This is a genomic window from Rhizobium sp. rho-13.1 (assembly GCF_007000305.1).
Lineage (GTDB): Bacteria > Pseudomonadota > Alphaproteobacteria > Rhizobiales > Rhizobiaceae > Rhizobium > Rhizobium rhododendri.
On record NZ_SCFL01000008.1, the window covers coordinates 146,316 to 166,162 of the forward strand.

Annotated in this window: 17 protein-coding genes; 11 read left to right on the plus strand and 6 right to left on the minus strand. The window is 59.9% G+C overall.

The genetic code is table 11. From position 1 onward, the window contains the following. Nucleotides 1-29 precede the first annotated feature (29 nt). The 4 genes from EQW76_RS19135 to EQW76_RS19150 all read left to right on the plus strand — a co-directional run bounded on the left by EQW76_RS19135 (nt 30) and on the right by EQW76_RS19150 (nt 4,932). A complete protein-coding gene (locus EQW76_RS19135) occupies nt 30-1,139 on the plus strand; it encodes a TRAP transporter substrate-binding protein (RefSeq protein WP_142830502.1) in 1,110 nt (369 codons plus the stop codon). A gap of 189 nt (nt 1,140-1,328) precedes the next feature. Next, the gene (locus EQW76_RS19140; RefSeq protein ID WP_142830504.1) at nt 1,329-3,632 is read left to right on the plus strand and encodes an EAL domain-containing protein; all 2,304 of its coding nucleotides are present in this window, start codon (nt 1,329-1,331) and stop codon (nt 3,630-3,632) included. A gap of 188 nt (nt 3,633-3,820) precedes the next feature. After that, nucleotides 3,821-4,573, plus strand: a complete 753-nt coding sequence (locus EQW76_RS19145; RefSeq protein WP_142830506.1) for a hypothetical protein — start codon at nt 3,821-3,823, stop codon at nt 4,571-4,573. 134 nt (nt 4,574-4,707) lie between these two features. Next, a complete protein-coding gene (locus tag EQW76_RS19150; RefSeq protein WP_143123066.1) occupies nt 4,708-4,932 on the plus strand; it encodes an aa3-type cytochrome c oxidase subunit IV in 225 nt (74 codons plus the stop codon). Between the two features lie 22 nt (nt 4,933-4,954). On the opposite strand, the gene EQW76_RS19155 is transcribed toward EQW76_RS19150, so the two are convergent. The 3 genes from EQW76_RS19155 to EQW76_RS19170 form a co-directional block, all read right to left on the minus strand. Next, a complete protein-coding gene (locus EQW76_RS19155) occupies nt 4,955-6,067 on the minus strand; it encodes an FAD-binding oxidoreductase (protein WP_142830510.1) in 1,113 nt (370 codons plus the stop codon). 156 nt (nt 6,068-6,223) lie between these two features. Further along, nucleotides 6,224-7,087 (minus strand): tetratricopeptide repeat protein, encoded by an 864-nt coding sequence (locus EQW76_RS19160; RefSeq protein ID WP_224127942.1) that lies wholly within the window; start codon nt 7,085-7,087, stop codon nt 6,224-6,226. A 748-nt stretch (nt 7,088-7,835) separates the two neighbouring features. Further along, nucleotides 7,836-8,609 (minus strand): SDR family oxidoreductase, encoded by a 774-nt coding sequence (locus tag EQW76_RS19170; RefSeq protein WP_202617173.1) that lies wholly within the window; start codon nt 8,607-8,609, stop codon nt 7,836-7,838. Nucleotides 8,610-8,680: 71 nt separating this feature from the next. Between EQW76_RS19170 and EQW76_RS19175 the strand changes: the two genes are divergently transcribed. After that, on the plus strand, nt 8,681-9,592 hold the full coding sequence (locus EQW76_RS19175) for an AraC family transcriptional regulator (protein ID WP_142830513.1): 912 nt from the start codon (nt 8,681-8,683) through the stop codon (nt 9,590-9,592). A gap of 457 nt (nt 9,593-10,049) precedes the next feature. Next, complete coding sequence (tcmP, locus tag EQW76_RS19180; protein WP_143123067.1) at nt 10,050-11,201, plus strand: three-Cys-motif partner protein TcmP; 1,152 nt, start codon at nt 10,050-10,052, stop codon at nt 11,199-11,201. Here tcmP and EQW76_RS19185 read toward each other — a convergent pair. Continuing rightward, a complete protein-coding gene (locus EQW76_RS19185; RefSeq protein ID WP_142830517.1) occupies nt 11,198-11,947 on the minus strand; it encodes a DUF5131 family protein in 750 nt (249 codons plus the stop codon). The genes tcmP and EQW76_RS19185 overlap by 4 nt on opposite strands. Before the next feature lie 299 nt (nt 11,948-12,246). Between EQW76_RS19185 and EQW76_RS19190 the strand changes: the two genes are divergently transcribed. From EQW76_RS19190 to EQW76_RS19205, 4 genes are all read left to right on the plus strand, one after another. Next, nucleotides 12,247-13,500 (plus strand): sarcosine oxidase subunit beta family protein, encoded by a 1,254-nt coding sequence (locus EQW76_RS19190; protein ID WP_142830519.1) that lies wholly within the window; start codon nt 12,247-12,249, stop codon nt 13,498-13,500. Nucleotides 13,501-13,735: 235 nt separating this feature from the next. Next, complete coding sequence (locus EQW76_RS19195; RefSeq protein WP_142830521.1) at nt 13,736-14,077, plus strand: sarcosine oxidase subunit delta; 342 nt, start codon at nt 13,736-13,738, stop codon at nt 14,075-14,077. Next, a complete protein-coding gene (locus tag EQW76_RS19200) occupies nt 14,074-17,067 on the plus strand; it encodes a sarcosine oxidase subunit alpha (RefSeq protein ID WP_142830523.1) in 2,994 nt (997 codons plus the stop codon). The genes EQW76_RS19195 and EQW76_RS19200 overlap by 4 nt, the downstream gene beginning before the upstream one ends. After that, nucleotides 17,060-17,620 carry a sarcosine oxidase subunit gamma gene (locus tag EQW76_RS19205; protein ID WP_142830525.1) on the plus strand — a complete coding sequence of 187 codons (561 nt, stop codon included), beginning with the start codon at nt 17,060-17,062 and terminating at the stop codon, nt 17,618-17,620. Before EQW76_RS19200 ends, EQW76_RS19205 begins: the two co-directional genes overlap by 8 nt. Before the next feature lie 83 nt (nt 17,621-17,703). Here the strand turns inward: EQW76_RS19205 and EQW76_RS19210 are convergent, their stop codons facing one another. Beyond that, nucleotides 17,704-18,252 carry a TetR/AcrR family transcriptional regulator gene (locus EQW76_RS19210; RefSeq protein WP_142830527.1) on the minus strand — a complete coding sequence of 183 codons (549 nt, stop codon included), beginning with the start codon at nt 18,250-18,252 and terminating at the stop codon, nt 17,704-17,706. A 183-nt stretch (nt 18,253-18,435) separates the two neighbouring features. Here EQW76_RS19210 and EQW76_RS19215 point away from each other — a divergent pair, with 183 nt between their 5' ends. After that, a complete protein-coding gene (locus EQW76_RS19215) occupies nt 18,436-19,308 on the plus strand; it encodes an alpha/beta hydrolase (protein WP_142830529.1) in 873 nt (290 codons plus the stop codon). Between the two features lie 39 nt (nt 19,309-19,347). On the opposite strand, the gene EQW76_RS19220 is transcribed toward EQW76_RS19215, so the two are convergent. Beyond that, nucleotides 19,348-19,839 carry a MaoC family dehydratase gene (locus EQW76_RS19220; RefSeq protein ID WP_111218770.1) on the minus strand — a complete coding sequence of 164 codons (492 nt, stop codon included), beginning with the start codon at nt 19,837-19,839 and terminating at the stop codon, nt 19,348-19,350. Nucleotides 19,840-19,847 lie beyond the last annotated feature (8 nt).

The window sequence follows — 19,847 nt, forward strand, 5'->3', positions numbered from 1 at the left end:
TGCCGGTTTGTCCACGGGGGAGAATTGTGATGGATCGTCGTTCCTTCATCAGGAAAGCGGGTTTGATGGGGGCTGCCGCCACCGCTTCGACGGCGCTGGCCGCGCCAGCGCTTGCACAGCAGACGCCGAAGGTCACCTGGCGTATGACCTCGTCCTTTCCGAAAAGCCTCGACACGATCTATGGCGGCATCGATGACATTGCCAGCCGGGTTTCGGATGCCACTGACGGCAATTTCACCATCCAGACGTTCGAAGCCGGCGAGATCGTTCCGGGCCTGCAGGCTGCCGATGCGGTCAGCGCGGGAACTGTCGACGCCGCCCACACCTGCTCCTATTATTTCTGGAACAAGGATCCGACTTACGCCATCGGTACGACGCTGCCGTTCGGTCTCAATGCGCGACTGACGAACGCCTGGTACTACCAGGGAAACGGCAATGCGCTGATGAACGAGTTTTATGCGACGCAGGGGCTCTACGGTCTTCCGGCCGGCAATACCGGCGTGCAGATGGGCGGCTGGTTCCGCAAGGAGATCAATACGCTCGACGACCTGCGCGGGCTCAAGATGCGCATCTCGGGGCTGGCCGGCAAGGTGATTTCGAAAGTGGGCGTCGTCCCGCAGCAGGAGCTTGCTGTCGGCGATATCTATTCGGCGCTGGAAAAGGGCACGATTGACGCGTGCGAGTGGGTCGGTCCCTATGACGACCTGAAGCTTGGATTCCAGAAGGTTGCAAAGTTCTACTATTATCCAGGCTGGTGGGAGGGTGGCGCGGTCATCCACGCGCTCTTCAACCTCGAAAAATGGAATGCGCTTCCGAAGTCATACCAGACCGTCCTTGCCGACGCCTGCGCCTTTGCCAACTCCAACATGCTGGCAAAATACGATGTGAAAAACCCTCAGGCTCTGAAGGCGGTCGTCAGCCAAGGCGTAACGCTGCGGCCGTTCAGCCAAGAAATCATGGAAGCCTGCTTTCAGGCAGCCGCGGCCATCTACGCCGATCTTTCAAAGGCAAATCCATATTTCAAGAAGATCTATGACGATCAGGTTGCTTTTAAAAAGGATGCCTATCTCTGGATGCAGCTTTCCGAGTACACATTCGACACGTTCATGATGATCCAGCAACGTGCGGGCAAGCTTTGAGCCATGTTGCTGGCCTATAGGCAGGTCGAGATCGCACATTAAAAAGTCGCGGTAAAAGCGAAGTTTTAATACTGTCGCCGGTGTTCGATAGACGTTGCAATCGTTAATGCCTGTCCAATGTCAGGCGAATGGGCAATTATTTTTTAAGGGGTTTGACCTATTGTCCGCCGCGTATCAGGGGGACTGTGGATGAAGCCTCAAGACCCGAACGGCGTTCCGACAGATGTCTACCTGTCATTCGTAAGTTCACTGTTTGGAAATCGCAGCACGCTTTTCACGGGCATGATCGTGCAGATCATGACCTATGCTGCCGTCTTTTCAAAATCCGGGTCGCACTTCTATCTCTACCTCACAGCTGTTTTCATCGCCGTCTGCGCCTATCGCATCTATTGGTTTCATCGCTTCGATACCGCCGACAAGTCGGCGATGAGCCGTGAGGATATTGCGCTGTGGGAGCGCCGCTATCTGTACGGGGGCGTCTCCACCACCACGCTCCTTGGTATCGGCAGCGGCTTTGCCGTGTTTGTCCTGCAGGACATGTTCGCCGAGATCGCCTGCGTTGCGGTCACGCTTGCCTCGATGGTGGCGGTTGTCGGACGCAATTACGGATCTTCGAAGGCGGTCAACCTTCAGACGATCTCCGCATCGCTGCCGATCAGCCTCGGCTTCCTGCTTTTGCGCGATCCCTATATGCAGCTGTTGTCGGTGACCCTCATCCCCTTCGTGCTGACGACGCGGTCGATGGCCACAGGGGTGCGGGAGTTTCTCTACAAGAACGTGATCGCGGCGCGCGAAATCTCGCTGATCAACGATCGCTTCGACACGGCGCTCAACAACATGACGCACGGCCTCTTCATGCTGGATGCGAACAATCGCATTCTGGTCGTCAACCGCAAAGCCTGCGAACTGCTGCATCTAACAAACCAGGAGCAGCTCAAGGATTGCGAACTCGACGTCGTGCTGCGCTACGGCGTGCGCAATTCCTTCATCGACGGCTCGCTACCTAGCTTGATCCAGCGGCAGCTGGCGCAGCTTGTCGACGGTTCGCTGTCGCGGACGCTGATCCAGTTCAGCGAAAACCTGTTCCTCGAATTTTCTGCCAGCCGTCGTGGCGATGGCGTCGTCATCCTGATCTTCGAGGATGTGACCTCCCGCATCCGCGCTGAGCGCAAGATCCTGCATATGGTGCGCTACGACGCACTGACAGGCCTGCCCAACCGCGAATATTTTATTGATCGCGTCAAGGAAAGTCTTGTCGCGCGTGCGAAACCTGGAACGATCGGGTTTGCCGTTCTCGACATCGACGAGTTCAAGCATGTCAACGATATCAAGGGACATATCGTCGGCGACCACCTGCTGGCCGAGATCGCAGCTCGTTTAAAACGGGAGGCGAAAGATGTCGCGCTCGTGGCGCGGCTGATGGGCGACCAATTCGTGGTTTTCTTTCCGAACGAGGACGATGTCGCAGATCTCGGCCAGCGCATACGGACACTGCATGCGGCCATCGGCGGCAACTACGAGGTCGACGACACCACCTTCCGGATCTCTGTCAGTGCGGGCTACGTGATCATCGGCAGCCAGGAGTTCCGCCCGGAAGAATGGCAGATCAAGGCCGACCTTGCGCTATTCGAGGCGAAATCCCGCGCCAAGGGAAGCTGCTCGGAGTTCGAGGAGGAGATGGACGAGCGCTACATAGAGCGCCAGAAGCTCAAGGAGGAGCTGCGCGAGGCGATAGAGCAGGGCCAATTGCAGGTCGTCTACCAGCCTATGTTCCTGCCCGACGGCAGCCGCATCGATTGTTGCGAAGCATTGTCCCGCTGGAACCATCCCGAACGGGGTATGGTGCCGCCTGACACATTCGTGCAGATTGCCGAAGACATGGGTATCGTTTCCGGCATAACCCACCACATCCTCAACCTCGCCTGCCACGATTGCATGGCCTGGCCCGAAACGATTTCTGTGTCCGTCAACCTTTCCGTCCAGGACCTGCGCAGCAATGCTATCGTCTCCGTGGTGCGCAAGGCGCTGGCGGCATCGGGCCTGCCGCCAGCGCGCCTGCATCTCGAGGTGACGGAAAGCTGCCTTATGGATGAGCTTGCGACGGTGGGGGCCATCCTGACCGAGCTGCGCAGCATGGGTATAACCATTGCCATCGATGACTTTGGCACCGGTTTTTCCAGCCTGTCCTACCTCGATTCGCTGCCGATCGATGTCGTCAAGATCGACCGCTCGTTCGTGCGCAACATCACCGAGGACGAAAGGCGGCTCAAGCTGCTGCGCGGTACTGTCAATCTCTGCCGCGAACTGGGCCTTCAGATCGTTGTCGAGGGCGTCGAAACGCAGGACCAGCTCCACCTCATCAACCAGTATTACTGTGCAGATTTTGTGCAGGGCTACGTGTTTTCGAAGCCAGTTTCGAACGCCACGCTGCTGTCGATGGTGGCCGTTCTCGATGCAAAACGTGCCACCACGGTCGTGGAATATGTCGCGTAAAAAGATATCGAATTTCGCTAAAAAATCACATTTTCATACACTGAAGTTTCTATGTCATTGATTTTATTCGCGTTATTAGAAGACGTTAACCCTAATAAAATGTATCTTAATTAATTTTTAATCGCTCATTGCGAGATGGATCGCGCTCACGCATTAATCTCCTATTAGGAATTCAGGGCGTTGGCGTCATGCGTAACGAAGTTGTTCAAAGCAGTTTTTCAAACAAGCTTCTCGAAGTTCTGGATCACATCGAATACCGCCGCGTCGAGACACAGGAAGACATGGAAGAGGTCGCAAGGATGCGATACCGCGCCTACAAGCTCGCCAACATCCTGACACTCGATGGCGCCAAGCTTATAGATGCCGTCGATTTCGACGATCATGCCTATGTCTTCGGCGTCTATTTCGACGAACGGCTGATCAGTACGGTGCGTATTCACCACGTCACGCCGGACCACCGCATCAGCATCACCCGCGATATGTACCCGAAGGAAATCGATGCTTTTCTCGACAGCGGCATGACGCTGATCGATCCCGTCCGTTTCGCCGCCGACCCCGAGATCATCGGTGAAATGCCGGCCTTGCCGTATCTCACCCTGCGGATCGCCTCAATGGCAGCCGATTACTTCGATGCCGACAGGGTGCTGCAACTCGTCAGTCCGCAACATGCGCCGTTCTACAAACGGGTATTTTCCGCCGATACGGTCGTTCCGGCGCAAATGGGCGTCGGAAAATACAATATACCGCTGACGCTGATGGCGACGCGCACGCGGGAAGTGCGAACCGCTCTCTACGAACGCTTCCCGTTTTTCATCTCCGAGCCCTACGAGCGTCGCATGATGTTCCAGCGTTCGAAAGCCATGGGCTCGACGCCGCTGACCATTCTGCCGACGGCCCGCTTTGCTGCTGCCAACCGAGCCGGAACTCTGCGGCAGGCCTGACCTGATCTCCTGCTGCCCAGGCGTCACGCATTGCCTCTTGTCTCGCTTTATGAGAGCATCTGCGCGGGAGGGCCATCGACCGCGCCTTGTTGCAAGGGCATTGGTCGATAGGCGCGCAAGAGGAGGAAATCATCATGGCAGAACATCCGACCAGTCCATCCGAAACCGGCGCTCCGATGGACTATAACGAGCACGAGAAGACCTATTCCCTGTTCCTGAACGGCGCCAAGCTGCTGAGCGTGTTCGTGGCGGCACTGCTGATTGCCATGGCCGGCGGGTTTTTCGGACATGCGGGACTGGTAGGTGGCGTGCTTATCTTCGTGATTGTCGCCTTCGTCGGCTATATCATGACCCGCTGAGCGCCGATTTCGCCGGTGCGCATCAGCGTCCGTGCTTGATCAGAGGTGTGCCGGACGTGAACCGGCTGAAACGCAGCGGCGCCAGGGAGGCGTCAGGCGTGCCACCGATGATTTCGTTGGCAGCCAGCAGTCCGACCAGTGGCGCCAGCGTGACGCCGGAATGCATCATGGCAAGGTATAGGCCCGGCGCTTGCCCGGTGTCGCCGATGATGGGGAAGCCATCGACGGGCGTCGGGCGGTATCCAACGGTGTATGTTTCGAGTTCCAGATCCGCAGCATTGTCCAGCATCGTCCGCACCTCGGCAAACAGGCGGTCGGCAACGCCCTGCGCATCGCTGCCGGGATCGCTGCCGCCGAAATCACCGCCGGCAATGATGCGGCCCTCGGTCGTCTGGCGCATATGCAGATGCGGGGCGATGACGAGGCCGTTCAGGCGCTTTGGATACGGCTTCGAATGTACGATGAGGCCAGGCGGCGATGTGATCGGCAGATGGATGCCGACGGAAGCAGCGATGGCGGCCGACCCCGTGCCGGCAGCCAGCACAACATGATCGGCCATGACCGGGCCATCGGCCGTCCTGATGCCGACGATGCGACCGTTTTTCTCGATGAGCGCTTCGACGACGAGATTGGGCAGGAATGTCGTGCCAAGGCGAAAGGCATCGCCGAGCATGCAGCGGGCAGCGATTTCGGGCTCGACGGAGCCTTCCTCGGCCGCAAACAGCGCAAATTCCGGCGGGTCTGCCAGATGCGGCTCGATAGCGCGGCTCTCGTCGCGGGCGACGGAGCGCAGATCGTAGCCCCAGCCACCATGCTCGACGGCATAGGCTTCAAGCTGACCAACGGACAAGTCGAAGCACAGGGCGCCGGTCCACTGCAGCGGCAGCGTTGGCAGGTCTTCGGCCATTCGCTTCCATTCCTGCATGGCGCGCAGCCGCAGCCGAAAATAGAATTCCGGGTTGCCCCAGCTGGCATTGATCCATGCAAAGGAATTCGGCGTCGCGTCGCCGCCGGTCTTCGTAGCGACAACTGTTACGGATGCGCCGCGCATCGCTAGATGCCAAGCGATGGAGGCGCCGACGATGCCGGCGCCGATGACGATGATTTTAGGGGACGCGGATGTAAGCTGGGCCAAGCGGTGCCTCGCATGTCAGTGGCGTCCTGAGGAAGTCTGCGGCGCCTTCGGGAAGACTGTGTCACTCAGGCAGGTCTTGCAATGAGGCATTGCGAAACGACGCCTTCCGCAATGCCTGGGGATGCCCGGCGCTGGTTGCGCCGGGGTATCGTTCTATCAGCCGCGAAGACGGGCGAGGCCGTCCTTGGCCGGCTGGAAGCGCGGGTCGAGATTGAGCGCGTGCTGGTAGGACTTCTGTGCCTTCGCCTTGTCGCCGCGCTGTTCATAGACCAGCGCCTGGTTCGACCAGGATTCCGCCACCTTGTTGTCGAGGTCGATGGCGTGGTTGAAGTCGGCAAAGGCGTTGTCGAGATCCTTGTTGGCGATATAGGAGATGCCGCGGCCGTTGTAGGGCTCCGGCGAATTCGGCGACAGCGAGATCGCCTTGGAGAAATCGTCGATCGCCTTTTCCTGCTGGCCGCGCTTCTGGAAGATCAAGCCGCGGCCGTGATAGGCGCGTCCGTCCGTCGTGCCGAGCTGGATCGCCTTGGAGAAGTCGTTGAAGGCCTGGTCGTCTTGTCCGGCGAGGCGATAGATATTGCCGCGACCGATATAGGCGACATCGTAGTTCGGGTTGATCTGCAGCGCCGAGGAGTAATCGGCGGCGGCTTCCGCCTGCTTGCCCATGTTGCGGTAGACAAGCGCGCGGTTGGCATAGGCCTGGTAGAATTTCGGATTGAGCTGGATCGCCTGGTTGAAGTCGGCCAGCGACTTGGAGAATTCGCCGGCGCGGCCATAGGCCGATCCACGCACGTTGTAGCCTTCCGGATCCGACGGATTGGCGGCGATGACGGAGCTAAGCGAGGAAATGTTTTCCTGCGAACCCTGCGCCTTGTCGATGCGGATGACCGCGTCCGTGGAGTTCGTCTGGCATCCGGCAAGGCCAATCGCGGCGACGAGCGCCAGAAGCGGCAATGCTGACTTGCCGGCCCTGCAAACAGAAGCGGACCGGATCGGGGTTCGGGACTGTTCATGCGTCATAAATGCCATTCCGGATTTCGCTTTCCATGCGGTCAGATCGGGCTGTGCCGAGAGATTTGTTCATAAACTAAGATGGCGGCGGCGAATGATTCGCCCCGCCACACATACATTCGAAAACGTCGAAATAACGACTATCCGATCTTTCCTTCGCGCTGCATCTTCTTCTTGAGCGCGCGGAGCGCCTGGTCGACCTTGTTGTCGCGGACAAGTACCTGCACGAGAACACCGTTCCCCGGTTCGATTGCACCCCGCCAACCAGCCGGTCCCAGTCACCGACCCTGAAGGCAAAATTGTGTGGCTAGCCCAGCCTGAGACAGGGCAATTGGCCGTGGGCGATAGCAGATTGGGGGGTGGAAGTCTAGATGAGGGGATGGGGGAGGCCGGGAAAAAGGAGAGGTGCCGGACGTCATAACTCGGGACGGACATGCCCGCTTTATGTCGTATGCTTCGGCGCCGGGACAGGGCCTGGTCAAGGCAACTGAGCTCGTACGACGGATGCGAAAGCCGCTTTCTATCGGCGGGACGCATATGGTCATAGGATGAGGGGCCACATGGGCGCCCGGACGAACTGGTCGGAGCCGCTGAGCGCGGCCGGTTCGTGGTTGCCGAAGAGCGACAAGGCCGAGGCGGTGCCTCTGTCCGGTGCCGCCCGAAATCGAGGCAGCCGATGGCCCGCTCGAATGGTTCATCGGCGCTTTTCGATGTGGGATCGGCGCCCGCTTGCGACGGACGCCGGTTGGTCATGGGTTTAGCGGGCGATGAAGCCGCCGTTGATGAAGAGGGTCTGGGCTGTCACCCAGCCGCCGCCCGGGCCGACAAGGAACTCGATCAGTGGCGTGATTTCGTCGATCTCGCCGAGGCGGTTCTGGGGGCTCATGCCGGAGAGAAACGCTTTCGAATCGTCCGTCTCCACTGGGTAGAAGAACGAGGTGTTGAGTGGGCCAGGTGCCACGGTGTTGACCGTGACGCCCCGGTGGCCGATTTCCTTGGCAAGGGCGCGTGTGAAGTGTTCGAGCGGCGCCTTTGACCCGGCGTAGATTGCGTAGAGCCCGGTCGTTGCCGCTTGCAGCGTCGTGCCGATGTTGATGATCCGGCCGTTGTCGGCGATCCGTTTGGCTGCCTCCTGCATGCAGAAGAACGCCGCCTTGCTGTTGATTGCAAAGCTCTGGTCGAACTCGGCTTCGGTGATCTCTACGAACGGCTTCTTGACCACCTTGCCGACTGTGTTCACCACGATGTCGAGTTGGCCGAACGTCTCGTCGACCGCGTCAAACAATTTCACCACGTCGGCGACCTTTGTCAGGTCGGCGCTGAACAGAAGCGCCTCGGCACCGTAATGCTTGATCTCGGCGGCGGTCTCTTCCGCTTCGCCCCTTGATGCCTCGCCGTGATAGTGGACGGCCACCCCGCGGCAGCCGTTGCGCGCCAGCATGACGGCGTAGGCCCGGCCCTGATTGCGCGTTGCACCCATCACAACCGCTACCTTGCCATCGATGTTTTTGCTCATGTCGTTCGTTGTCATTGTCTTTCTCCTTGTTGATGAGCAAGGAATAGGCGACATGGAGGGGTGCGGCTTTCAGGATACGCGCATCGTTGTTAGTAAATCCGCACGCCGGACGGGGAATAGACATGTCAGATGCCATTCCACCCGAAGCCCCCCATGTTGCCACTACCGACACACCGGTGCCGAACTGGGGCAGGCTTGTCCGGTCGGATTTCGGGACGGCGGCGTGGAACCGGCGGAACGCCGGCGAGATCAGCCAGTCGATCCCCCATCATCTCGTGCTTTTGTCCTTCAAGCCCTTCAGCAACCGCGAGTCGCGCCTCGGCGGCACGCGGATCCGCACCGCTTCGGCTGCTAGCGGGTGCTGCGAGATCGTGCCGGCAGGGGCGGACTACTGGGCGCGCTGGCATGAGCCCAAGGAGGTGGCGGCGTTCTCGCTGTCGCAGAAGTGGCTCGATGACCTCGCCCAGTCCGACCTCGATCTGCCGGCTGCCACCGTCGTCGCGGACGCATTGCCGGTCGTCGACCGCCGTGTCGGGCTGCTCGGCGGCATGCTGCGCGACGAGCTGCGTTCGGGCACGCACGGGACAATGGCGAGCCTCGAGCTTGATTCGCTCCTCAACCTGCTCGGCATCCACCTTATCCGGCAATATGGCGTGGCTCGGCCTCAGAAGGATCTGGGCGGCCTGTCGGACCGGCAGTTCCGACAGGTGCGCGACCATATGCAGGCGCATCTTACAGACGGTGTCCGGCTCGACGCGCTGGCCGCGCTGGTCGAGCTCTCGTCAAGCCAGATGCTGCGCTCTTTCCGGCGCCGGACGGGGACGAGCCCGCACCAGTATTTCACCCGCCTACGCCTCGATCAGGCCCGCGCACTGATCGTCAATGGACGGCTGCCGCTGGCCGAGATCGCGCTCAACTGCGGCTTCTCCAGCCAAAGCCATCTCACGGCCATCATGCGCCGGGAAGATGGCCTGACCCCCGGCGCGCTGCGGGTATAGGGGGCGTAAGTGTTGGGAAGCCGGGATGTCGCTGACAAATGCCTGCACGGGAACACCGTTTCCCGGTTCGATTGAACCCCGCCAACCTGTCGATCCCAGTCACCGACCGTAACGGTAAGTGTGTCGCCCGCCCGGCTTGTGGCCGGGCGACTGGTCGTGGGGGTCGCAGATCGGGGGTGGGAGTTGAGATGAGGGGGGAGGGGTGGGGGTCGGGAGAAAATGGGGATTCTGCATTTAAAACATCAGTACCAGCTATCAACGTTAAAACTTCCCGTCCATGTGACGCGCGCCGAGTTTGAAAGGCCGATATTGACTCCATGATTTCCTGGTTCATCTCCCTAGGAAATAGGCAGAATGGTCCGGAAGCGGGAAAAATACCATTGCACAACAAAGGCTCGTTGGCTTAGCTGCAACTCAGCGTTAAGTTGTGCAAAATGTATTTTGGGAGGATTTCCGCATGATACCGGTATATCAGGATCGAGAGCAGACCGAGGCTAAGCACTTCATCCTCCGACGGTACCTGCAGACGCTCGCTTTTAAGACGCTGCAAGGCGGATGGGTGACGCTCTCTTATATTGATGGATTCTCAGGCCCTTGGAAGTCAAGAACACCGGACCACTCCGATTCGTCATTCATGATTGCAATTCAGGTTCTAAAGGACGTTCAGGCAAAAGTCCGTGCCACAGGAAAGCGGCCAATCATCAGGTGTTTTTTTGTCGAGGAGAACACTGGTTCTTTTGCTAAGCTGCAGGCTGCGGTCGCTCCCCATCACGACCCCGCCAATGGGTTCTTCATCGAGACTTTCAACGGAAAGTTTGAAGACGCCGTCCCTCAAATTCAAAATACCATGGCGAACTCCTTCGCGCTGACATTCATCGATCCCACGGGATGGACTGGGTACGGGTTCGCAAAGGTAAAGCCAATTTTCGAGCACTCGCAAGGCGAAGTATTGCTTAACTTTATGTACGACTTCGTCAGTCGGTTTACCGCATCGTCCGACCCTACCACATTAAGTTCATTTGACGGTATCCTCGGCGCGAACTGGAAGACACGTCTCGACCGATCTCAGTTGTTGCGAGAAGAAGCCCTGCTTACCCTGTTTCGTGAGCAGTTTTGGAAGGCAGGAAATTTCAAATACGTCCTAAACACCCCAATCGAGAAAATTTCTGACCGAACACATTTCCACATTGTGTACGGGACACGGAGCGTCGAGGGACTCGCCGCTTATCGGCAAGTTGAATACCAGGCTCTAAAGGGTCACGGTATGCGGAGAGCTGCAGCGAGGGAGATCAACCGCGAGAACAGGACGGGACAGCCCGATTTGTTCGGCCCAGACATTTCCGCCTCGCTGGCAGGACTTTCTATTGATGCCCAGATTAGCGATATCAAAGAGGACGCGAAAGGCTGGCTTCGTGACCAATTGCCAAGCTGTCCGAAACCGTTTTCTGAAATCTGGCCAATGATGCTCGACCAATACATGCTGCGCAAGACTGATGCTAAGCAGATTTGCGCAGAGTTGGGAAGGAGTGGGATAATAAAAGAAACTTGGCGGCTGAAGAATCCAAGACGAAAAGTCCCGGACGAAGAAGACAGCATCGAGCGTGCTTAAGCCGCAATTGATGGCATGCCGTCCCAGGTGCGGCCACGATACGACCGACCGTTTTTTTTCTTATTGTATCCGCCCCATTGTTTAAAGAAAAATGTTGTATCTGAATCGGTGCACATATCGAAGATTTCGTCGATCCAAACGGAATCCATTGGACGAGCGTTTGGCCCGGATTCACCTCCTACTATTGCCCACTGAATACCCGTCAGATGTCCTGCTGATACAGACCCGATGAGCGGCTCGAAGGAGACGAAACGTAGGGCAGCAGGGACTAAGCGTAAGTCATCTAGGCGATGAGTGACGCGCCCGTCCTCTACGCTGGTACCCAACCAAACGTTTGGTAGAACAGGGAAGTCGTTTCGCAGAATGCTCGCCATCCTGTCAGGGCGCTTGGTCAGAATTTGGTATGTGTGCCGAGGTGTTTCCGCCATGACCGACCAGACTTTGCCAACAAAGCTGGCGGGCACGTCGGGGTGAAATAAGTCAGACATCGAGTTGACGAATACATTCCGTGGACGAGACCAGGACGCCGGTATTTGGAGAGCGTTCTCATCAAGATAGAGTGCACCAGTCCATTTTGCTCGGCCGCCTGATTTCCGAGTTAGGCCTTGATATTTTTCAACACCCATCGCTTCCAGACGCGCTGCCATCCGCATGGCGTAGCAATTTGTGCATCCAGCGCTCATTATCGTGCAACCTGCTATTGGGTTCCAAGTTGCGTCTGTCCATTCTATGGTAGTTTCTGCCATGATCGACTCCAAATCAAGGTTGTCTTAGCACGCATGGTGAAGGAACTCATTACCTCACATCGTGTAGGCAATCCATCCATGATGGTGCTGGCAGTTTCTGGCCGTAATATCGCAGTTAAAGACAAGTTCATGGTTCGTAAACTGTAGCCTATCCGCTCGCAAGTCCCCCGCAATCCCTCCCCAATTCCCGCCGTGTCGACACCTGCGTCAAATGCGTCGCAAAAGAACCGTTGTGTCGGTTTTCGATTTGCGATTTGTATGGCCCATTGGAAGAGCTCTTCCCCAAGGAGTAAGTGCGAATGCGGAAATACTCGGTTTTTGCCGTGGCTCGCGAGGCGTTACGTGGACACAAAGGCTGGGACGCCCAGTGGACCTCGCCCGTGCCGCGCAAGGAATACGATGTCGTCATCATCGGCGCCGGGGGGCACGGGCTTGGGGCGGCCTATTATCTGGCCAAGGAGCACGGCATAACCAATGTCGCTGTCATCGAGAAGGGCTGGCTCGGCGGCGGCAATACCGGCCGCAACACCACCATCATCCGCTCGAACTATCTCTATGAAGAGAGCATGCACATCTACGAGCACTCGCTGAAGCTTTGGGAAGGGCTGAGCCAGGAGCTTAACTACAACGTCATGTATTCGCCGCGCGGCGTGATGATGCTGTCGCACAACGTCCACGACCAGCAGTCGTTCAAGCGCCATATCCATGCCAACCGGCTCTACGGCATCGACAACGAGTGGATGACGCCAGAGCAGGCAAAGGCTTTCTGTCCGCCGCTCGATATCTCGGCCAGCGCCCGCTATCCGATCAACGGTGCAGCCCTGCAGCGCCGTGGCGGTACTGCGCGTCACGATGCCGTCGCCTGGGGCTATGCCCGCGCTGCGGCCGACCGTGGCGTGCACATCATCCAGAATTGCGAAGTCACCGGCATCCGGCGCGGGCCGAACGGCGAGGTCACCGGCGTCGATACGACACGCGGCCTGATCGGCACGAAGAAGATCGGCGTTTCCGCTGCCGGCCACACGACGACCGTGATGAAGATGGCCGATGTCCGCGTGCCACTGCAGTCGACGCCGCTGCAGGCGCTGGTGTCCGAGCCGCTGAAGCCGATTTTCCCCTGCGTCGTCATGTCGAACACCGTGCATGCCTATATTTCGCAGTCCGACAAGGGCGAGCTGGTAATTGGGGCCGGTACCGACCAGTACAATTCCTACTCCCAGACTGGCGGCCTGCAGATCATAACCCATACGCTCGATGCGATCTGCGAACTTTTCCCGATGTTTCGGCGCGTCAAGATGATGCGCTCCTGGGGCGGTATCGTCGACAATACGCCGGATCGCTCGGCCATCCAGTCGAGGACGCCGGTGCCGGGGCTTTACGTCAATTGCGGCTGGGGCACGGGCGGCTTCAAGGCAACGCCGGGCTCGGCCCATCTGTTTGCCCACCTGATCGCCCGAGACGAACCGCACAAGTTTTCCGCCGGCCTGGCGCTGGACCGCTTCCGGTCCGGCCGGCTGATCGACGAAGCGGCAGCTGCGGCGGTGGCGCATTGATGGCAACGATGTCTCGAGTTCGGAGCCATCCCTCCCTGTCACCGTCGGTGACATCTCCCCTACAAGGGGGGAGATCACCATCGACGCCGGTTTTCATAAGGGAAATGAATGATCTCCCCCCTTGTAGGGGAGATGTCCCGAAGGGACAGAGGGGGGCAGGCCGCCACATCCGGGCCACTCTCCGTCCTGCCGCCACACGTCACATAAGTCATACCCATCGGGCCGGGAGTTCCCCATGCTGCTGATCTACTGCCCCTACTGTCGGGAAGAGCGTTCGGAACTCGAGTTCCGCAACTGCGGCGATGCCCATATTGTGCGCCCGACCGATATTGCCGCGATCTCGGACGAGGAATTCGAGGAGTTCTTTTTCCTGCGCGATAATCCGAAGGGCCTGATTTTCGAGCGCTGGCGGCATATGCACGGCTGCGGCCGGTTCTTCAACGCGGCTCGCGATACCGTTAGCGACAAGTTCCTGCAGACCTACAAGGCCGGCGAACCGAAGCCCGATATCGACGCCACCGCAGTCACCAACGCGCCCGTCGAAACCTATGAAGCGACGGAAGGAGACGCCCGATGAGCGGCGCCAATCGTATCCCGGGCGCCGGCCGCCTGACGCCCGCCAAGACCGCCCGCTTCACCTTTGACGGCAAGACCTACACCGCGCTTGAGGGCGATACTGCCGCGTCGGCGCTGCTCGCAAACGGCGTCCACCTGGTCGGCCGCTCGTTCAAATATCACCGGCCGCGCGGCATCCTGTCGTCGGGTGCCGAGGAGCCGAACGCGCTGCTCGACATTGCGCGCGATTCGGCGCGACGCCAGCCGAATGTGCGGGCCAGCGTGCAGGAAGTGTTCGATGGCATGAAGGTGCTTTCGCAGAATCGCTTTCCGTCGCTCGGCTTCGACATCGGCGGCATCAACAATTTCCTGTCACCGTTCTTTGCCGCCGGTTTTTACTACAAGACCTTTATGTGGCCGAAGGCTGCCTGGAAGAACCTCTATGAGCCGATCATCCGCCGTGCTGCGGGTCTCGGCGTGGCGCCTACCGAGGCCGATCCGGACCACTATGCCAGCCGATTTGCCCATTGCGACGTGCTGGTGGTCGGCGGCGGCATTGCCGGCCTGTCGGCAGCGCTCGCTGCCGCCGAAGCGGGTGCCAAGGTCATGCTCTGCGACGAGCAGGCGACTGTCGGTGGCGCGCTGCATTTCGATGCCAGCGTGCGGATTGACGGCGTCGATGGCTATGACTGGGCGCAGTCCGTCGCGGCACGGTTGAAGGCCATGCCGAATGTCGAGGTGCTGACCCGCACCACGGCTTTTGGCTACTACAACCACAATTTCGTGGCGTTGGCCGAACGCGTCACCGACCATATGGCCCGCCCTGACCGCAAGCTGCCGCGCGAACGGCTGATCCAGGTTCGCGCCCGGCGCGTGATCCTCGCCACCGGCGCCATCGAGCGGCACATGGTGTTTGCCAATAACGACCGGCCGGGCATCATGCTGGCATCGGCCGCGCGCGAGTATCTCAACCATTACGGTGTCGCTGTCGGCGCCAGGATCGGCGTCTACACGGCCCATGATTCGGCCTATGAAGCCGCCTTCGACCTCAAAAAGGCTGGCGTGTCTGTGTCTGCCATCGTCGATTGCCGCACCCGGCCCGGCGAGGCGGCGCTGGCGGAAGCCCGCCGTCTCGGCATCGAAGTTCTCGCAGGCCATTCGGTCATCGATACTTCGGGCCGGCTTCGGGTATCGTCGATGACAGTTGCGCGCAACGGCGGCGGCGCCAAGCGCAAGATTGCCGTCGACGCGCTCTTGATGTCGGCTGGCTGGACCCCGTCGGTGCATATGTTCTCGCAGTCGCGAGGAAAGCTGAGGTTCGATGCAGAGGGGCAGCGCTTCCTGCCCGGCACCTATGCGCAGGATTGCCTGTCCATCGGCGCCTGCAACGGTACCGACGGCCTGCAGCAGACTATTGAGGAATCGCTGGCTGCAGGCGAACTGATGGCGCGGGCCACAGGTGCCACCGGTGACGGCAAGATCCTGCTGACCGGCGAACAGGCCTTCGAGTGGACCGGCGGCATGGTCGGCGCTGCCGAAGGTGCCGGCCCGGATACCTCCGCCAAGGCCTTCGTCGATTTCCAGCACGATGTATGCGCCAAGGACATCCGGCTTGCGGTGCGCGAGGGCATGCACTCGATAGAGCATATCAAGCGCTTCACGACCAATGGCATGGCATCCGACCAAGGCAAGCTGTCGAACATGCACGGGCTGGCAATCGCCGCCGAAGTGCTTGATCGCCCCATTCCGCAGGTGGGCCTGACGACCTTCCGCTCGCCCTATACGCCTGTCACCTACGGCACGCTGGTCGGCCATTCGCGCGGCGATCACTTCGATCCCGCTCGCAAGACGCCTCTGCACGCCTGGGAAGAGGCGCGCGGAGCGATCTTCGAAGATGTCGGCAACTGGAAGCGCGCCTGGTTCTATCCGCGTGCCGGCGAGACGATGCACCAGGCGGTCAACCGCGAGTGCCGAACCGTGCGTGCAGTGGCGGGCATCTTCGATGCCTCGACGCTCGGCAAGATCGAGGTGGTCGGCCCCGATGCGGCGGAATTCCTCAACCTCATCTATACCAACGCCTGGGATACGCTGAAGCCCGGCCGCTGCCGATACGGCATCATGCTGCGTGAAGACGGCTTCGTCTATGACGACGGCGTCGTCGGGCGGCTGGCCGAAGACCGCTTCCACGTGACGACGACGACAGGCGGTGCGCCGCGCGTGATGCACCACATGGAAGACTACCTGCAGACGGAATTTCCACATCTGAAGGTGTGGCTGACATCGACAACCGAGCAATGGGCAGTCATCGCTGTCCAAGGCCCGAAGGCGCGCGAGATCATTGAGCCTTTCGTCGAGGGCATCGACCTGTCTAACGAGGCTTTTCCGCATATGAGTGTCGCGGAAGGCAAATTCTGTGGCGTTCCGACACGGCTGTTCCGCGTCTCGTTTACCGGCGATGTCGGCTACGAGATCAATGTGTCGGCGGATTATGGACAGTCTGTGCTCGAAGCTGTCTGGGCCCGTGCGGAGAAACTCGGTGCCTGCGCCTACGGCACCGAGACCATGCACGTGCTGCGCGCCGAGAAGGGTTACATCATTGTTGGCCAGGATACCGACGGCACCGTTACCCCAGATGATGCCGGCCTCAACTGGGCGGTTTCAAAGAAGAAGGCGGATTTTGTCGGAATCCGTGGCCTGAAGCGGCCGGATCTCGTCAAGCCGGGCCGCAAGCAGTTGGTCGGGCTGATTACCAAGGATCCGAACGTCGTTCTGGAGGAGGGCGCCCAGATTGTTGCCGATCCGAACGAGCCTAAGCCGATGACTATGCTTGGCCACGTGACGTCGGCCTACTGGTCGGAAAATTGCGGTCGGTCCATCGCCTTCGCGCTGGTGGCCGGTGGCCGCGAGCGCATGGGCAAAACGCTCTATGTGCCGATGCCCGACAAGACAATCGCCGTCGAGGTGACCGACATGGTGTTCTTTGACAAGGAAGGAGGCCGGATCCATGGTTGATCAGGCAATTCGCACATCGCCGCTCGCCGGGCGCCACGGCGGCTCCGCCGGCGTTCGCCTGACACCGGCCAAGCCCGCCAGCCGAATATCGCTGCGCGCGCCCGATGCCTCCGTTGCAGCCCTGTCATCGGCGCTCGGCCTGGCCCTGCCGACAAGCCCGAAGACGTCGACGCAGACGGGAGGCCGGATTGCACTGTGGCTTGGGCCGGACGAATGGCTGGTCATCGACGACGGTGAGGTCGATCTGGTTGCCATTGCGGGCGGCTCGGGCGTGCTGCATTCGGCAGCCGATGTGTCCCACCGCAACGCCGGCATTGTCGTGTCGGGGCCTGATGCCGAAGCCTGCCTTTCGGCCGGCTGCCCGCAGGACCTGTCGCTCGCCGTCTTTCCGGTCGGCGCCTGCTCGCGCACGCTGTTCGGAAAGGTGGAGATCGTGCTGGTGCGGCTGGATGCGGAGACTTTCAAGGTCGAGTGCTGGCGGTCGTTTTCGGAGTATGTTTTCGGGCTTCTGGCCGAAGCCTCGGAAGACGCCACTGAGCGCACATATCGCTGAAGCCATCGTCCCCGCCTCGTGCGGGGATTTTTCGTTCGGCCTTGCTCAACGGTTGCGGCGATACCCCGCCAGCATTCCCCGGTTCACGGCTCGAGTGCGGCATCAAGTTCTTTGATCGAGGCGGTCAGCGCTCGGTCGAGCGGTGCGGGATCATTTTCTGTCACGAGCCATATCGTTGCTCCCTCCAGGCGGGCCAGGGCGTCGGTCGCCAGATCGCTGGCCCGCTGCGGGCCTACCTTGCCGGCGATCGTTTCTGCCAGGCGATCCCGGCATTCCGCAAAGAAGGATCGGACTGATGCCTTCGCGAGCGGCGTATCGTCTCCTGCGCCGTAAGCCAGATGCAGCGCCACGCATCGCTTCTGGTCGGCGAACGTTGCGGCAATCGCACGAAGCACGGCTTCATAGGCTGCTTTGCCATCTTTCTGATCATCGCCGATGACGGCAAACGTCTCAGCGAGTGTCATGGCGATGACGTCGGCAACGAGGGCCTCCTTGTTCGGAAACCGGACGTAGAGCGACGCCTTGCGCAACCCGACCACGTCGGCAAGGTCCTGCATCGAGGCGCCGGCATATCCCTTGTCGCGAAACAGCTCGCGGGCGGCAGCGACGATGTCTTTTCGCAGCACTTTCATTCCTGGCTTCCGGTCCCGATTGTCGACGGATCTTCCTCGCACGAAATAAACGAAATAGCCACTTGATAAAACCGACCGTTCGGTAGTATTTGATGCGGGAGGGCTTTGCGTGTGGCCCCGGCCGATCCCGGCCAACGACAAGCGCGTGTGACGCAATTTCCTTAAGCACCCATGAGGTCGAGAATGAACATCAACTATCGCACGATACAGGTGGGTGACGTCGAGGTGGCGTACCGGGAAGCCGGGCCGACCGATGCGCCCGTGATTCTGCTGCTGCATGGGTTCCCGACATCAAGCCACATGTTCCGCGATCTTATTCCGCTGCTTTCCGACCGCTATCGCCTCGTCGCTCCCGACCTGCCGGGGTTCGGGCAGACCAAGGCCCCGCCGCGTGGAACGTTCGACTATACATTCGACAACCTGGCAAAGACGATCGACGGCTTTACCGAAGCTCTCGGCCTGACATCATATGCGCTCTATGTCTTCGACTACGGCGCGCCTACCGGTTACCGGATCGCCCTCGCTCATCCCGAGCGGGTCACGGCCATTATCAGCCAGAACGGCAACGCCTACATGGATGGATTCAGCGACCAGTGGGGACCGTGGCAGGCCTATTGGCGCGAACCGACGCCGGAGAACCGGGAAGCCTGCAGGGCGTCGCTGACCCCCGAAGCCATCCGCGACTGGCAATATCTCACAGGAACCCTGCCGCAGCGGGTCTCGCCGGATGGCTACACGCTCGACATCGCCTACATGGCGCGCCAGGGAGCCGATGAGATCCAGCTCGATCTCATTCTGGACTATCGCTCCAACGTTGCGAGATATCCGGAGTTTCAGGCCTACTTCCGAAAGCATCAGCCGCCGTTGCTTGCCGTCTGGGGCAGGCATGACCCGGCGTTCATTCCGCCCGGCGCCGAGGCCTACAAGCGCGATCTTCCGAATGCGGAGGTGCATCTCCTGGACACCGGCCACTTCGCGCTGGAGACGCATGCATTAGAGATCGCCGGGTTAATTCGCACCTTCCTGGAAAATCGCCTTCAGCCCCCGGCTCGGTGATTTCGCCTGCGCCGAGGGGACAGCGCCGTGTCCATGAGTTTACTCATGGTCCTCCGGCCTGTCCTTCGGATCGAACTGGGTGATGGTGATCCAGGTGGCGGTGAGGGCGGGCTTGCGTTCGTCCTCGATCTCGACCGTCACCTCGTAGGTGAGCATGATCATGCCGGCGCCGCGGAAGCGGGCTTCAGTGAGGATGAAATGGCCACGGATGCGATTGCCGGGCTTCACCGGAGACATGAAGCGGACTTTTTCAAAGCCGTAATTGATACCCATCGTCTGCTCGCGGATTTTCGGCAGGCAATCGTAGTTCATGGCCGACAGCAGCGACAATGTCAGGAAACCGTGGGCAATCGTGCCGCCGAACGGGGTCTCGGCGCGGGCCCGTTCCGGATCGACGTGAATGAACTGATGGTCGTGGGTGGCATCGGCAAATGCGTCGATCATCGTCTGGTCGACGAGCATCCATGCAGACAGTCCGACTTCCGTGCCGACGATATGCTGGACGTCCGATAGTGAAATCTCGCGTGGCATTGTCTCTC